Origin of the sequence: Blastococcus mobilis (genome assembly GCF_900188025.1) — a bacterium.
Lineage (GTDB): Bacteria > Actinomycetota > Actinomycetes > Mycobacteriales > Geodermatophilaceae > Blastococcus_B > Blastococcus_B mobilis.
Genome location: NZ_FZNO01000021.1, coordinates 71,521 through 86,350, shown reverse-complemented (window position 1 = coordinate 86,350; position 14,830 = coordinate 71,521). Strand labels below are relative to the sequence as shown.

18 protein-coding genes are annotated in these 14,830 nt (G+C 73.0%); 14 read left to right on the top strand and 4 right to left on the bottom strand.

What is annotated here, in order from left to right:
- Positions 1 to 8: 8 nt before the first annotated feature.
- Entirely contained in the window at positions 9 to 1,565 is a 1,557-nt protein-coding gene (locus CHB94_RS17795) for an FUSC family protein (RefSeq protein WP_141137542.1), read from the top strand.
- Between the two features lie 6 nt (positions 1,566 to 1,571).
- Here CHB94_RS17795 and CHB94_RS17790 read toward each other — a convergent pair whose 3' ends face one another.
- From CHB94_RS17790 to CHB94_RS25305, 3 genes are all read right to left on the bottom strand, one after another.
- The gene (locus CHB94_RS17790) at positions 1,572 to 2,018 is read right to left on the bottom strand and encodes a nitroreductase family deazaflavin-dependent oxidoreductase (protein WP_089337882.1); all 447 of its coding nucleotides are present in this window, start codon (positions 2,016 to 2,018) and stop codon (positions 1,572 to 1,574) included.
- Between the two features lie 9 nt (positions 2,019 to 2,027).
- On the bottom strand, positions 2,028 to 3,281 hold the full coding sequence (locus CHB94_RS17785; protein WP_176445619.1) for a glutathionylspermidine synthase family protein: 1,254 nt from the start codon (positions 3,279 to 3,281) through the stop codon (positions 2,028 to 2,030).
- 113 nt (positions 3,282 to 3,394) lie between these two features.
- The gene (locus CHB94_RS25305; protein ID WP_089337881.1) at positions 3,395 to 3,802 is read right to left on the bottom strand and encodes a hypothetical protein; all 408 of its coding nucleotides are present in this window, start codon (positions 3,800 to 3,802) and stop codon (positions 3,395 to 3,397) included.
- Between the two features lie 128 nt (positions 3,803 to 3,930).
- On the opposite strand from CHB94_RS25305, the gene CHB94_RS17775 reads away from it, so the two are divergent.
- From CHB94_RS17775 to CHB94_RS17715, 13 genes are all read left to right on the top strand, one after another.
- Positions 3,931 to 4,191: a hypothetical protein gene (locus tag CHB94_RS17775; protein WP_089337880.1), complete on the top strand. Its 261-nt coding sequence runs from the start codon at positions 3,931 to 3,933 to the stop codon at positions 4,189 to 4,191.
- On the top strand, positions 4,188 to 5,105 hold the full coding sequence (ypfJ, locus tag CHB94_RS17770) for a KPN_02809 family neutral zinc metallopeptidase (RefSeq protein WP_089337879.1): 918 nt from the start codon (positions 4,188 to 4,190) through the stop codon (positions 5,103 to 5,105). Before CHB94_RS17775 ends, ypfJ begins: the two co-directional genes overlap by 4 nt.
- Positions 5,105 to 5,899, top strand: a complete 795-nt coding sequence (locus CHB94_RS17765) for an enoyl-CoA hydratase/isomerase family protein (RefSeq protein WP_089337878.1) — start codon at positions 5,105 to 5,107, stop codon at positions 5,897 to 5,899. The genes ypfJ and CHB94_RS17765 overlap by 1 nt, the downstream gene beginning before the upstream one ends.
- Positions 5,900 to 6,140: 241 nt before the next feature.
- Positions 6,141 to 6,953 carry a hypothetical protein gene (locus tag CHB94_RS17760; RefSeq protein WP_089337877.1) on the top strand — a complete coding sequence of 271 codons (813 nt, stop codon included), beginning with the start codon at positions 6,141 to 6,143 and terminating at the stop codon, positions 6,951 to 6,953.
- Positions 6,954 to 6,956: 3 nt separating this feature from the next.
- Positions 6,957 to 7,478: a phage holin family protein gene (locus tag CHB94_RS17755; RefSeq protein ID WP_089337876.1), complete on the top strand. Its 522-nt coding sequence runs from the start codon at positions 6,957 to 6,959 to the stop codon at positions 7,476 to 7,478.
- Positions 7,479 to 7,523: 45 nt separating this feature from the next.
- Positions 7,524 to 8,192 carry a DUF3618 domain-containing protein gene (locus tag CHB94_RS17750; RefSeq protein ID WP_089337875.1) on the top strand — a complete coding sequence of 223 codons (669 nt, stop codon included), beginning with the start codon at positions 7,524 to 7,526 and terminating at the stop codon, positions 8,190 to 8,192.
- Between the two features lie 226 nt (positions 8,193 to 8,418).
- The gene (locus CHB94_RS17745) at positions 8,419 to 8,847 is read left to right on the top strand and encodes a response regulator transcription factor (RefSeq protein WP_217899364.1); all 429 of its coding nucleotides are present in this window, start codon (positions 8,419 to 8,421) and stop codon (positions 8,845 to 8,847) included.
- Positions 8,844 to 10,655, top strand: coding sequence for a sensor histidine kinase (locus tag CHB94_RS17740; protein WP_089337874.1), 1,812 nt, complete (start codon positions 8,844 to 8,846; stop codon positions 10,653 to 10,655). Before CHB94_RS17745 ends, CHB94_RS17740 begins: the two co-directional genes overlap by 4 nt.
- Before the next feature lie 227 nt (positions 10,656 to 10,882).
- The gene (locus CHB94_RS17735) at positions 10,883 to 11,497 is read left to right on the top strand and encodes a TasA family protein (protein WP_089337873.1); all 615 of its coding nucleotides are present in this window, start codon (positions 10,883 to 10,885) and stop codon (positions 11,495 to 11,497) included.
- Between the two features lie 32 nt (positions 11,498 to 11,529).
- Positions 11,530 to 12,156, top strand: coding sequence for a signal peptidase I (locus CHB94_RS17730; RefSeq protein WP_217899363.1), 627 nt, complete (start codon positions 11,530 to 11,532; stop codon positions 12,154 to 12,156).
- Complete coding sequence (locus CHB94_RS17725) at positions 12,153 to 12,581, top strand: hypothetical protein (RefSeq protein ID WP_089337872.1); 429 nt, start codon at positions 12,153 to 12,155, stop codon at positions 12,579 to 12,581. Before CHB94_RS17730 ends, CHB94_RS17725 begins: the two co-directional genes overlap by 4 nt.
- Positions 12,575 to 13,249: a response regulator gene (locus CHB94_RS17720; protein WP_089337871.1), complete on the top strand. Its 675-nt coding sequence runs from the start codon at positions 12,575 to 12,577 to the stop codon at positions 13,247 to 13,249. Before CHB94_RS17725 ends, CHB94_RS17720 begins: the two co-directional genes overlap by 7 nt.
- Positions 13,165 to 13,920: a response regulator gene (locus CHB94_RS17715; RefSeq protein WP_254920739.1), complete on the top strand. Its 756-nt coding sequence runs from the start codon at positions 13,165 to 13,167 to the stop codon at positions 13,918 to 13,920. Before CHB94_RS17720 ends, CHB94_RS17715 begins: the two co-directional genes overlap by 85 nt.
- Here the strand turns inward: CHB94_RS17715 and CHB94_RS17710 are convergent.
- Positions 13,902 to 14,609 (bottom strand): response regulator, encoded by a 708-nt coding sequence (locus CHB94_RS17710; protein WP_089337869.1) that lies wholly within the window; start codon positions 14,607 to 14,609, stop codon positions 13,902 to 13,904. The two genes, CHB94_RS17715 and CHB94_RS17710, sit on opposite strands and share 19 nt — an antisense overlap.
- Positions 14,610 to 14,830 lie beyond the last annotated feature (221 nt).

The window sequence follows — 14,830 nt, the reverse complement described above, 5'->3', positions numbered from 1 at the left end:
TGGAACCCGTGCCCGCGCTGACATCGCCCGCTCGCAGAGCCTGGCGCCATCTGCTCGGCCAGCCGCTGCCGACGCCCTCGGCGCTCTGGCAGGGCGGGGGGCGTCGCGGGGTCACCGCCGCGGCGTGTGCGGTACTGCCGTTGATCGTCGGGGTGTCCGCCGGAGAGCCCGGGCTCGGCGCTGCCGGAGCCTTGGGCGCCTTCACCGCCATCTACGGCCACGCCCTCCCCTACCGCCGCCGGGCCGTCGTCGTCGCCGGCGTCGCCCTGGCCATGACCGTCGCGGCGTGGCTCGGCGCGCTGACCGGACCGCATCCCGTCGTCCTGGCCCTGGTCTGCGGCGGCCTGGCCGCGGTGGCGACCGTTGCGACGGCTGTCTGGCGCATCGGTGCTCCCGGGCCGGCCGGGTTCGTCATCGTCTGCGGCGGGTCCAGTGCTCTGGGCACCGCGCCGGGCGAGCACGCGCTCGCGGCCGGCGCGGCCGCCGCCCTGGCCTGGGTCGGCTGCATGCTGCCCTGGCTCTGGGACCGCACCGGCCCCGAACGGCGGGCCGTGGAGCAGGCGGAACGAGCGGTCGGCGCCCTGGTGGCGGGCACCGCGGTCCAGCCGGTGGTGGTGGCCCGTGACGTCCGGCTCGCGGATACCGCCATGACCGACGCCGGCCGACGCGACGGGGACCTGCGCGACCGCCTTCGCCTGATCGAGCAGAGATTCTTCGAGGCCCTGCCGACCGACCCCGACGTCCTGCCACGTCCCGCGGTCGTGGACCCGACCGTCCCGCCGCCCACGCCGCGGTGGTGGCACCGCCCGTGGGTGGTCACCGCGGCACGCACCGGCATCGGGGTCGCCGCCGCCGGTCTCGCCGCGGCCGCGGTCGGGCTGCACAACACCTACTGGGCGGCCACCTCGGCTGCGGCCGTGCTGGCCGGCATCGATGCCCGGCAGGCCGGGTCGAGGGCGCTGCACCGGGCGTTCGGCACGGTGCTCGGCGTCCTCCTGGCCGGGGCGATCATCTGGGCCGACCCGCCGGTCGCCGTGTCGATCCTGCTGGTCGGGCTGATGCAGCTGACCGTCGAGCTCCTCATCGCGCACCGCTACTGGATGGCCGTCTCGCTCATCACTCCTCTGGTGCTCACGCTCGTCCACATGGCGCTGCCCCAGCGGTCGGTCGGCGAGCTGGTCGTGGAGCGGCTGAGCGAGACCGGCATCGGCATCGTGGTCGCGCTGGCGGTCGGCCTGGCGCTGTTCCGCCGCAGCGGGAGCCGGCGACTGCCCGCCGCGGTGCGGGCGACGGCGGCCGCGGCCCTCGCCCTGACGGCGGAACCCGGCCGTGCCGACGTCGAGCGGCACCTGCACGACGCTCTGGTCGCGCTCAGCGACATCGCGCTGGTCGCCCGCGCGGAGCTCTCCCCCGCCCCGGCCACGGCGGCCTGGCTGCACCAGGCGCGGCACGTGGCCGACCTGGGCTGGGCGCTGCTCGGCGCGCGCGCCCGCGGCGAGGACGACCTCACGGCGGCGCTCACCCGACGGATCCGCGAGGAACTGGCGCACCCCTCCGCGGGTTGACGTCGGTCAGCTCGCGCGTTCCACCAGGAAGACGGGGATCTCCCGCTCGGTCCTGGCCTGGTAGTCCGCATACGGGGGATAGGCGGCGACCGCCCGCTCCCACCACACGGCCTTCTCCTCACCGCTGATCTCGCGCGCGACGCCGTCCCACGGCTCGGGCCCGTCCTGCACCGTGACCTGGTCGGGGTGGGCGCGGAGGTTGGCCACCCAGGCCGGGTCGGTCGGTGCGCCTCCCTTGGAACCGACCATCGCGTAGACGCCCTGGTGCTCGACGCGCATCAGCGGCTGCTTGCGAACCTTGCCGCTCCTGGCGCCACGGGTCCAGAAGATCGCGATCGGCAGGCCGGTGTCCCCCAGCGTGTTGGCCTCGCGCCCACCCGTCGCCTCGTAGCGCTCGACCTGGTCGCGGACCCACTGCTGCGGACTCGGCTCGTACTCACCTTCCAGCGGCATGGGCCGAACCTAGGACGGCGCCCGCCCGTTCGCCCGGGGAGGCACGTAGTCGATGGCGTGCGGAACGAAGTAGCTCAGGTTGTCGGTGATCAGCCCGTCGCTCTCGCGGATCCCGAGACCGGCCGGCTCGCCGTCGACGACCCAGGCACCGAGCACGGGGTGGTGCGGACCGTCCACCCCCGGGAAGTCCGGCAGCGGGGCCAGCTCCTGCACCACGAAGCCCTCGGTCCCGTACCGGCCGGGTAGCTCGGTGGCGACCGCGCCGTCGCGGACGATCGCCACGTTGGCACCCTCCCGACCCCACAGCGGCTTGCGCACGTAGTCCCGCCAGGACGACGGCATCTCGTCGGCGAAGTAGGCCGGCAGGAGGTAGTCCCCGAGGACCGGGTCGCTGCCGAACAGCTGCCAGAGGATCGGCAGCAGCGCCTTGGTGCTCCACAGCATCTTGTAGGCCGGTTCGACCCACGTCGTCCCGCCGGGGCGCATCCCGTCGGCCAGGACGGCGGGCCCGAACTCGTCCTCGACCAGCCACTCCCAGGGGTAGAGCTTGAAGACGACGTCGAGATGGCGGCCCTGGGGGTCGTAGAACCGGCCGTCGCCGTCGTCGAGCACGATGTCCTCGACGACGAGCTCGATCGCCTCGTAACCGGCCTGGACGACGGTGTCCATCAGGTAGGCGACGGTCATCCGGTCCTCGCCGGACTTCTCCTCGGTGGTCCAGGCCAGGTGCACGCGCGGGCGGACGCCGGTGCGGCGCTCCCACTTCAGCAGGTTGCGCTGCCAGGCGGCCACCAGCTTGTCGTGCAGGGCGTTCCACTGGTCGCTGCCCTGACCGGTGAACAGGTGCCAGTTCCACTGGGTGACGGCGGACTCGACCAGTCCGGTGGGGGTGTCGGCGTTGAACTCGAGGAGTTTGGGCGGGCCCGCGCCGTCGTAACGCAGGTCGAACCGGCCGTAGATGCTCGGCGGCTCGGCCTCCCAGGTACGCCGGATCTGCGGGCGCGCGATCGGCGGGATGCGCATCCGGTCGAACAACTCGTTCTCGACGATGTGGTCACCGGCGGCCACGCACATCTCGAACAGCTGGGAGACGGCCCCCTCCAGGCGTTGGATCTCGGCCATGGAGAAGTCGTAGAACGGCCCCTCCCGCCAGTAGCTGCGCACCTCGCCACCGGGCAGGTGGGTCCGGTTGTAGACCAGACCCTGGGCCTCGATCTCGGCCTCCCACCCCGGCCGGACGATCCCGCTCTCGATCCTTCTCAATGCGCCACTCCGCGCTCGTTCCGCTCCCCGCTCGACGGCACGGTCGCCTCCGCGGGCGCTCCGCTCCTCGGTCCACGGCGCCGGTCGCCTCCGTTGTCGTGCCGCGGCACCGGTCAGCTTCCGGCGCCCGTGCCGGCCTTGTTGCCGACCCCGCTGCCGATCCCGCCGCTCACCCGCTGCCCGGCGCTCACCTTGCCGGTCGGCGGGAGGCCCGCGCGCTGGCGCGCCACGGTGTCCGCCGGGTTGATCCGGGTGCCGCCTCGCGGCAGCACGGTGCCGACCGGCAGACCCGGGCGGAACGCCCCGAGGTAGAGGAAGAACAGGCCCCCACCACCGACGCCGGCCCGGTCGTCGTCGCAGAGGTCCTCGTCGACGATCTCGCCGTTCTCGTCGGTGCAGTAGGCGACCTGCTCCTCTTCCTCCTCCTGACCGCCGGCAGCGCATCCGGCCATGAACCCGGTCGCGGCCGTGGTCAGCACGGTCGTCGTCAAGGCGGCACGGATGCGGTTGGAGACCGCCACGACCCACTCCCCTTCGTCGGTTGCGAACGACCCTAGGACGTGTCCGCCCGTGCTGTGTGCGATCCGCCCTGTCCGCTGGATCCTGCCGTCTGCGACAGTCCCTCCGCCGAACCGTCCGGGAGGTCGCCATGAACAGTCCCACGCCGCAGGTCGCCGGTCCTCAGGTGCTGGTCCGTGGCGAGGCCCTGCTGCGGGTCGAGCCGGAACCGGCCGACGACATCGGGCCGGGCGGGGGCGCTCTCCGAGTCGCGGCCCCCATCGCGTCGATGGCACGGTTCGAGAGCAGCGAGGTACACCTCGACCTCACGCCGCCCCGCCAGGAGGTCCACGGCGCGGTGGAGGTCCGCTTCGCGATGTCCGAACCCGACCAGGAGGTCATCCGAGGATGAGGTACCGCGAAGGCGGGAACGTCGACCTGTCGAGCATCCAGGACCGTCGCGGACGCGGTGGCCTCGGTGGTGGTCGCGGGGTCGCCGTCGGAGGCGGTGGGCTGGGGCTGGTGGGACTGGTCATCGTCGTCCTGTTCCAGGTCCTCGGAGGTGGGGACGGCGGGACCGGCGCGGCACTCGGCGGGCTCGGTGGCCTCGCCGCCGGCGAGACCGCCGACAACAGCCAGCTCGAGGCCAGCTGCTCCGACAGCGGCGCCGCCAACGACTCCGTGGACTGCGCCGTGGCCGCCGACGTCGACTCGATCCAGGACTACTGGACACGGACGCTCGGCGCCGACTACGTGCCGACGGACACCGTCTTCTTCTCCGGCTCGGTGCAGACCAGCTGCGGCGCGGCCTCCAGCGGATCGGGGCCCTTCTACTGCCCGGCCGATCAGCTCGTCTACATCGACCTGAGCTTCTTCGACCAGCTGCAGAGCCAGTTCGGCGCGCAGGGGGGACTGTTCGTCAACGCCTACGTGATCGCCCACGAGTACGGCCACCACGTCCAGAACCTGCTGGGGACCAACCGGCAGGTGAGCCCCGGGGAGAGCGGCCCGCGGAGCGGCACGGTCCGCCTCGAGCTGCAGGCGGACTGCTACGCCGGCGCCTGGGCCCACCATGCGGAGACGGTGCCGGACGAGTCCGGGGAGCCGCTGATCGCCGAGATCACCCAGGAGGACATCGACCGCGCGCTGGATGCGGCCGGCCGCATCGGGGACGACTTCATCCAGCAGAACCTCGGCACCGGCCGGGTGGACCAGGACGCGTTCACCCATGGCTCGTCCGAGCAGCGGCAGAAGTGGTTCATGACCGGCTACGAGACCGGCGATCCCCGGCAGTGCGACACCTTCACCACGGAGGACCTGGGCTGATGGGCCGGCCCACCACCGACGTCCCGCTCGCCGTCTCCCGGGACGGCCACGTCGCCGTGCTGACCATCGACCGGCCGGAGAAGCGCAACGCCATGACGGCGGCGATGTGGGCGGCGCTGCCCGGCGTCCTCGCCACCCTGGCCGACGATCCTGCCGTCCGCGTCCTCGTCGTCACCGGTGCCGGCCCCAGCTTCTGCGCCGGGGCCGACATCTCCGACCTCCTCGGCGGCCCCGACCCCGACGACCCCATGGCCGACGTCCGCCGTGACAACCTGGCCGCGCAGGCGGCCCTGCGGGACTTCCCGAAGCCCACCGTGGCGATGATCCGTGGGCACTGCATCGGCGGCGGCGTCGAGATCGCCGCCTCCTGCGACCTGCGGTTCGCCGATCCGACCGCCGTCTTCGGGGTCACGCCCGCCAAGGTGGGCATCGTCTACACACCGTCGTCCACCAAGGCGCTGATCGATCTCGTCGGGCCGTCGATGACGAAGTACCTGTTGTTCAGCGGCGAGCTGATCGACGCCCCGACCGCGCTGCGGGCGGGCCTCGTGGACCGGGTCGTGGACGCCGAGGAACTCCGGACCGAGGTCCGGCGGTTCGCCGACGTCCTGGCCAGCAGGTCGGCCCTGTCGCAGCGGGCCACCAAGGAGGTGGTCGCCGACCTCACCGCCGGGGGCGACGGAGAGGGCGTCGTGGCGCGCTGGTACCGGGAGACGATCACTGCGGGTGAGCTCGCCGAGGGGGTGGCGGCCTTCGCCGGACGCCGGCCCCCGCGCTTCGAGTGGGCAGGCTGATCAGGCAGTTCCGTTTCGATCACGGGGTGGGCCGGGTACCGGGGGTCTGCGGCGCTCCCCACGGGACAGGGATCGGCGCGGCGCCCCGCCGTGCCGCCAACTGTCTTCCGCCCGCCCGTGACGCATGGATGCGCCGGGTGGAAAGCCGCTGTTTACGCCCGCTTCGCCGACATCGGCAGGTGTGGCCGCACGGCTCCGGGGTAGCGCCTCATCCGACCACGATCCATGCCGAGGAGGACCGATGACTCACTCCATCGACGCCCCACTCCCGCCCCCCGCCACCGCGGGGTCGGGTTCCCAGTCGAGCACCGAGCGCGCCCAGGGCACCAAGGATGTCGCAATGGGCGAGGCCAAGAACGTCGGGCAGACCGCCACCCAGGCCGGGAGCCAGGTCGCGTCCGTCGCGACCGACCAGGCCAAGGAAGTTGCGTACGAGACGCAGCGCCAGGCCAGGGACCTGCTCGACCAGGGCCGCAGCCAGGTCAAGAACCAGGTCGTCTCCCAGCAGCAGAAGGCCGGACAGAGCCTGTCCTCGATCGCGCAGGAGCTGCGCGCACTGGCCGACGGCAGCAGCGAGGGGGCCCCCGGCCCGGCCCGTGACCTGCTCCAGCAGGCGTCGAGCTCGGTCGAGAACTTCGCGACCATGCTGCAGAACCGGGAGCCGGCCGAGCTCCTGGACGAGGTCCGCCGCTTCGCCCGCCGCAGGCCCGGCCTGTTCCTGCTGGGCGCCGCCGCTGCCGGCGTGCTCGCCGGCCGGCTGACCAGCGGCGTCAAGGCCGCCCACAGCGACACGCCGTCCACCGGTGGGCACTCCGGCCAGTCGAACTACGTGGACCAGGCCCCCACCTACTCCGACTACCCGGCGACGGGCACCTACACCGGTACGGAGACCTACGCCGGCACGGGCACGGGCACCGGCACCGGCACGACCACCGGTGGCACCCCGCTGCCGCCTCCGCCGTACGGCACGGTGCCGCCCGAGGGCAGCATGGTGCCGCCGGCGACCCCGGCCGGCTGGGACGACCCGGCGCGGCGTTCCGGTGGGGTGGGCTGATCGATGAGCACCCCGTACTCCGGGGCCTCCGCCGCCGGAGCCCCCCAGGGCTACGCGCCGCCGGACCCGACCCCGACGACCCAGCAGAACTACGCCGCCGACTACAGCGGCGAGATGGGCACGCCGACCACCGACGCCGGCCGTCCCGACGTCGAGGGCACCTCGGTCGGCCAGCTGATCGGTGAGGTCACCAAGGATCTCTCCACCCTGATGCGCCAGGAGCTCGAGCTGGCCAAGGTGGAGGTCAAGGCCGAGGCGAAGAAGGCCGGCCAGGGCGCCGGCATGTTCGGCGCCGCGGGCTTCGCCGGCTACATGGTCCTGATGTTCCTCTCCTTCGCCCTGTGGTGGGCGCTGGCCAACGTCATGGACATCGGCCTCGCCGCGCTCATCGTGGCGGTCCTCTGGGGCATCGTCGGCGCGGTGGCCTTCGTGATGGGCCGGAAGAAGTTCCAGCAGGTGAATCCCAAGCCGGAGCGCACCGTCGACACCCTCCAGCAGGTTCCCGGCGCCCTCAAGCCCAACTGACCACCCGACCACTGACTTATCTCGAAACGGCAGGAGCCGATAGACATGACCAGCAGTGACCCGGACGTCATCCGGCGGCAGATCGAGGACACCCGGCGCGAGCTCAGCTACGACGTCGACGCCCTCAACGAGAAGGTGAACCCGGCGCGCGTCGTGGACCGTCGCGTGACCGCTGCCAAGGGCCGTATGAGCAGCATCAGGGAGAAGGTCATGGGCAGTGCCCAGGACACGACCTCGCAGGCGCAGGGCATGGCCTCGAACGCGGCCGGCTCCGTGCAGGGTGCCGCGTCCAGCGCGGCGGACTCGGTGCAGAGCGCGGCGTCGTCCGCGGTCGGCGCCGTCCAGCAGGCCCCGGACACCATCGTCCGGCAGGCCCAGGGCAACCCGCTGGCCGCAGGCCTCATCGCCTTCGGTGTCGGCTGGCTCGTCTCGAGCCTTCTGCCGGCCTCGGAGAAGGAGAAGCAGCTGGCCCAGCAGGCCGAGAGCACGATCAGGGAGAACAAGGACGCCCTCCTGGAGCCGGCCAAGCAGGCGGCCCAGGAGATCGGCGACCAGCTCAAGCCGGCCGCGCAGCAGGCCGTGGACTCCGTGAAGTCCACCGCTCAGGACGCCGCCACCACGGTGACCGAAGAAGGCAGGTCCGCTGCCGCGGACGTGCAGGGCCAGGCCCAGCAGTCCAAGCAGACGGTGCAGAGCCAGGCATCCGGCTCGTGAACCGTGGGTCCGCCTGACCCGCCCAGTACGCCTGCGCCCCGCCGGGTTCTCCCGGCGGGGCGCAGTGCTGTCCGCCGCCGCCCATCCGCCGTACGCGCGGCTGCTCACCCCACGGGGTGAGGCAGGGCGCCGCAGCCTGCAGGCCCCTGCTCAGGAGGCCGTTGTCCGTCGTGACGACGCCACTCGACTCCCCCGGGGGGTCGCCTGACCGACAGGAGCTCCGCCCGTGGACGAGGCCGTGTCCGTTCTCGTCCCGCCGGCGACGGCGGTCTCGCCGTCCGTCCGGGTGCTCGTCGCCGACGACGAGGACGACATCCGCGCGCTGGTGTGCCTCGCGGTCACCAAGGCCGGCTGCACGGTCACCGGCTCGGTGGCCGACGGGAACACCGCGCTGGCGGCCGCACGCGCCGACGTGCCCGATCTGGCCGTGCTCGACGTGTCCATGCCCGGGACCACCGGCCTCGAGGTGTGCACCGCCCTCCGGGAGGACCCCGCCACCGCGGGCATCCGCATCCTGCTGCTGTCCGCCGGCGCGTCCCTGGACGACGTCGCCCGGGGTCTGTCCGCCGGCGCCGACGCCTACCTCGCCAAGCCGTTCGCGGTTGCCGGGCTGGTGCACCAGGTCCGTGCGCTCGCGGCCAGGCAACCCGCATGACGACCGCGGGGGTACGCGCCGGCGTTCTGCGGCCGGCTCGGCGCACCCGTCCCGCGGGGGTACGCGCCGCCGTCCCGTATCCGGCGTCGGTGCTGCAGAACGCGCTGCCGTCCGCAGCCATGTTCGCCGGGGCCGCGGTCCTCCTGGCCGGCGGCGCGCTCCCGGTCACCGACAGCGAACTGGTCCTCGCCGGGCTGACGACGGCGTTCCTGGCCACGGCGGTGGCCCGCCTGGTCGCCCGCCCGTCCTTCGCCGGTGACGGCGCAATGGTCGTGCCGCTGACCCAGCTCGCCGCCATCGGCCTCCTGTCCGCGGGCACCGGTAGCGCCGCCGTGCTCTTCCTCCTCCTCGGGCCGGTGCTGGCGCTCTGTGCCGCCCCCGGGCGTCGTGGCGTGGTCGTCGCCGCGCTCGGCACGGCCGCCGTCCTGGCGGTCCCGGACCTGCTGACCTCCGGAATGGCCGCCGGTGGCGTCCTCCCCGGCAGTCTGCTGCTGGGGCCGCTGGCGGTCGCCGTCGGCGGGCTGGCGGTCAACGAGACCACCCGCACGCTCGGCGCACGGACGACGGAGACCGACCAGCTGCGCGAGGAGCGGGCAGCACTGCTGACCCAGGTGCAGACCCGCGCCGACGAGCTCGATCTGGCCACCCGCATGCTCGCCGCCCGCGCGCAGACCATGACCAGCGTCATCGACGCGGTCACCGAGCAGTCGATCATCGGCACCGATCGGGACGGCGTCATCCGCGTCTGGAACCCCGGGGCCGAGAAGATGCTCGGGCTGCCGCGACCGGACGTCGTCCGCAAGCGCTCGATCGTCGAGTTCCACTTGCCCGAGGAGCTGGAGGCGGAGGCGCAGAGCCTCGACATCGCGACCGGCCCGGCGAGCGGTCTGGCCGCCCTCGTGCATGCCGCACAGGAGCACGGCAGCGACGTCCGCGACTGGACCTATCTCGCCGCTGACGGGCAGCAGCGGATCGTCTCCGTGGCCGTGACCCCGCGCACCGACGACCGTGGCGTCCACGCCGGCTGGAACTTCGTGGGCACCGACATGACCGAGGCACGGGCCACCGAGCGGATGAAGGACCAGTTCGTCAGCCTGATCAGCCACGAGCTGCGCACTCCGCTCACGTCGATCCTCGGCTACCTCGAACTGGTCCTGGAGGACGAGGACCAGCCCCTCACCGACGAGCAGCGCGCGTACCTGACCACGGTCGAGCGCAACGCCGACCGGCTGCTCCGCCTCGTCGGGGACCTGCTGTTCACCGCGCAGGTCGACGCCGGGCGCTTCAGCCTGGAGCCGCGGGACGTCGACCTGACCGACGTCCTGCGCTCGGCCGAGGAGAGCGTACGGGTCACCGCCGCGGCCGCCGGCGTCCAGGTCGTCCTCGACGTCCCCGAAGAGGGTCTCGTCGTCCCTGGCGACGCCGTCCGACTCGGTCAGGCGTGCGACAACCTGGTGTCCAACGCCGTGAAGTTCACGCCGTCCGGTGGCCGGGTGACCCTGTCGCTGCGCACCGCGTGGGCCACCGCCGACGGGACGGTGAGCGCCGACGAGCGTCCCGGCTCGGCCCCGGTGGCGCAACTGGCCGTCAGCGACACCGGCATGGGCATCCCGACCGGGGAGCAGGGCAAGCTCTTCACCCGCTTCTTCCGCTCGTCCACCGCTCAGCGCAACGCCGTCCCGGGTGTGGGACTCGGCCTGGCCATCACCAAGGCCATCACCACCGCCCACGGCGGCACGCTCGACCTCGTCAGCGCCGAGGGTGCGGGCACGACCTTCACGCTGACGCTGCCCCGCGCCGCCGCCTGATCCTGCCCGCACGATCCGCCCTGGGCCGGCCGGCAGGCCGGTCGGCACCCGCTGACGCCCAGCCCGACGACCCAAGACCCGGGAAACACCCCGCGACTGCGCCAGGTCCGCAGATTCCTTGCGGATTCCTTGCGGAACGCTGGCGGGTGCCCTGAGGTACGGCCTCCAGAGTTCTCCCTGTCGCCGGGCAACACCGGCCGACGCACCTGACACAGGGAGACTCGGACATGAGCACCACGGTCAAGAACAGCACCACCGCCCGCAAGGTCGTCGGCTCGCTCGGCGTCATCGGCGCCGCTGCCGCGGTCGCCGGCATGGGCACCTTCGGCACCTTCACCGACAGCAGCACCCCGGTCAAGACGACCATCAACTCGGCCACCCTCGACATCAACGCCGGCCCGGTCGGCGCGACGATCCCGGTGAGCACCGAGGGCTTCCTGCCCGGCGACTCGCTGACCCGGGCGGTCAACCTGGTCAACAGCGGCAGCTCGCCGCTGGGCTCGGTTGTCCTGGGCACCACCGACGCCACTCCCAGCATCCTGACCACCAACCTGACCAACGGCTTGCAGATGGCCGTCAAGTCCTGCGCGGTCGCCTGGACGCAGGCCGGCACCGCGAGCGCTCCCACCTACACCTGCTCCAGCGGCGAGAAGCTGCTCGCGTCCGGCCCGGTGGTCAACAACATCCCCCTGGCCAACCCGGCCTCGCTGACCCCGGGTGGGACGGACTACCTGACGTTCACCGTCTCGCTGCCGGTGGGGGCCGACGACTCCTTCCAGGGCAAGTCCGCCGCGCTGAGCCTGACCTTCACGGGCACCCAGCGCACCGGCACCGCCCGCTGATCACGGCCTGACGACCACTCGGAGCTCTCGCCATGACCGCCACCCTCCCCGTCCGCCCGGGGGCAGCCATCGCGCTGCCCCCGGCCGGAGACCCGCGCTTCGAGGTCGGCCACTGGGCCGACCTGGCCGGCCACGCCATGGGCCGTGTCGCCCCGTGGCTCGTCCGCGGCGTCATGGGCCTGGCCGTCCTGGCGTTCCTCTTCCTGGCCGTCGGCCCGCACCTGCTGGGCTACCGCACCATGACGATGCTGACCCCCAGCATGTCGCCGGAGATCGACCCGGGTGACGTCACCGTCGTCACGCCGATCGCGATGTCCGAGATCACCGAAGGCATGGTGATCGCGTACCACAAGCCCATCGAGGACCGCAGCCTCGTCACCCACCGGGTCGTCTCCGTGCAGACCGACGCCGACGGCGCCGTCCAGGTCCTGACCAAGGGCGACGCCAACACCGCGGTCGACCCCTGGGTCGCCACGCTCCACGGCGACACCGCCTACGAGCTGCGCGCCGTCGTCCCGGAGCTCGGCCACGTGATCCAGGCGCTGCGCGCCCCCGTGGTGGCCCAGCTGCTGCTCTACGGCGCCCCGGCGCTCCTCGCCGGATGGGTGCTGCTGAGCATCTGGCGGCCCACGCCGGAGCAGGAGGAGGCACGGGCATGACCACGACCCGCCGCATCCTCGCCCTGATCGGGCTCACCCTGACCGTCATCGTCGGGCCTGCGGTCCCGGCCTCGGCCACCTTCACCGACTCGGCCGCCGTCGCCGTCGGCATCTCCACCGGCACCGTCGCCGCTCCCGGCTGGGTGTCCGCAGAGGTCACCTACTGCCACCCGGTGCACTACGTCGACGCGACGGTGTCCTGGCCGGCCAGCGAGACCACGGCTGGGGTCATCGGCTACCGGGTCACGGCCCACTTCAACGACGGGACCTCCGCCGTCATCGCCGAGACCGACAGCGCCGGGCGCTCCTACTCCGCCCGCATGGACCGGGACTCCCTCCAGTTCCAGCCGCGCGTGACCGTCACGACGCTCACCAGCCATGGCTGGACCAAGGAGTCCGTCCCGTCCGCGGTGATGTCGTGCTGACCGCCCTGGTCGTCGACGACGAGGCCGACGCCCGCCGCCGGGTCGCCGGGCTCCTCCGTCTCGGCGGGTGGCACGTCCGCGAGGCGGCCGACGCCGCGGACGCGCTCCGGCAGGCCGCCTCCATCGACGTCGACCTCGTCGTGACCGACGTGTCGCTGCCCGGCGGGAACGGCCCGGCGATGCTCCGCCGGATGCGCCGCAACGGCTCCCGCGCCCGTTTCCTCGTGGTCACCTCCGACCCCAGCGACGAGGTCCGGGCCGACGCGGTCACCGCCGGCGCGATGGCCTGCCTCGCCAAGCCGGTCGGGGCACGCCTCCTTCTCGACTTCCTGCGCAGCCGGACCACGGGGCCGGCTGCTCAGGTCCCCCTCACCGAGGTCCGCGAATGGGCCGACCTGCACGACGCGGACGTCGACGCCGAACTGATGGACCGGCTCCACGAGATGTACGTCGACGCATTGCCCGGCCGCCTCAGGGCCATCGCCTCCGGCACCCGGTCCGGGAACGCGCCGGCCGTCGTCTCGGCCGCGCACACCCTCGCCGGAACCAGCGGCCAGCTCGGGCATCCCGAGGTCGCCTCGGTCTGCCGAGCCATCGCCGCCGACGCCCGCCGCGGCGTCATGGCACACGCCAGGGTCGTCGAACTCCAGGAGCTGGCGCGGGTCTGATCCTCCGCCGCCCGTCGCCGGATCACCACCCTGCTGCAGCTGGGCGGCTGGCGCGTCCACCAGGCCGTCGGCACCGACGCCGCCCTCCGGGTGGCCGCCGTCATCGACCCGACCTGGTGGTCACGGAGATGTCCATGCGCAACGGGCACGGCGCGACGCTCATGCGCCGGCTGCGGCAGAACGGCAGCCGCGCCCGCTTCCTCGTGACGACGTCGCCCCGGACCCAGCAGGTGCGCTCACTGGCCGCCTCCGCGGGAGCGGTGGCCTGCCTCGCCAAACCCGTCGACCCGCGACTGTTCGTGGACGTCATGCAGGGCATGGCACCGGCCGTGCGATCGACTCCGGACGTCGCACCGCCCGTCGCGCAGACGGGGACCGACGGGCTCGAGCGGGCCGCGGAGATGTACGTGAGTGCCCTGCCGCACCGGCTGGCGTCGATCGCGACGAGCGCGCAGGAGGGCGACGCCCTGGCCGTCGCGACGGCCGCCGAGATCCTGGCCGAGGCCAGTGACCGCATGGGTCACACCGAGATCGCCGCCGCCTCGCACGCCATCGCCGAGAACGCCGGGCGCGGGATCGTGGCGCACGCCCGGCTGATGCAGCTGGTGAGCGTCTGCGCACGTGTCGAGAGGGGCGGGCAGGCCCTCGCCGGTCAGGCGACGAGCCGGTAACCCACTCCACGCACGGTGCGGATCTCGGGCGAGTTCAGGCCGGCGGCCACGAGCTTGCGGCGCAGGTTGGACATGTGGGCCTCGACCAGCCGGAGGTTGCCCTCCCAGTCGGTCTGCCAGACCTCGCGCAGCAGCGTCTCCCGCTGCAGCACCCGGCCCGGCCGGGAGGCCAGGGCGGCGAGCAGGTCGAACTCGGTACGGGTCAGGTCGACGACGGCGCCGTCCACCCGCACCTCGCGGCTCCCCTCGTCGACCTCGAGCTCGGCGAGCCGGCGCACCGACTCCTCGGCAACAGCCGCAGGCCCGGCCGCCGCAGGGGCGGTCCGAGGGAAGCGCAGCATCGCCTGCACCCGCGCGACCAGCTCCCGCGGGGAGAACGGCTTGGCCATGTACCCGTCGGCGCCGACGGCCAGCCCGATGAGCAGGTCGACCTCCTCGGCGCGCGCGGTCAGCATCAGGACGTAGCACTGCGTCTCGGCCCGGATCTGCCGACAGATCTCGGTGCCGTCGGCGTCGGGGAGCCCGAGGTCGAGCACGATCAGGTCGGGGGCGTCACGGCGGACCTCGTCGAGGCACGCGGCCCCGGAGGCCGCCTCGCGGACGTCGAACCCGGCCCGGCGCAGCACCGTGGTGACGAGCTCGCGGATCTCGTCGGTGTCCTCCACGACGAGCACGGACTGTGCGGGCACGACGACTGCTCCTCACCGATGACAGGGGTGCGGAGGCAGGGTCCTCCGTTCACCTGACCGGGTGATCGGCAGCAGGGCCGGTGAGCTTGAGCCGAGGGCCGATGACCGGGCCCGGCTCCTCCGAAGGGAGGACACCGCACGCCCTCGGCGAGGACGCAGCGGCGTCGGTCACAGCGACCGATCTCGGCGGGCGACGACGACCCTCCGCTCATAGCCTGGCA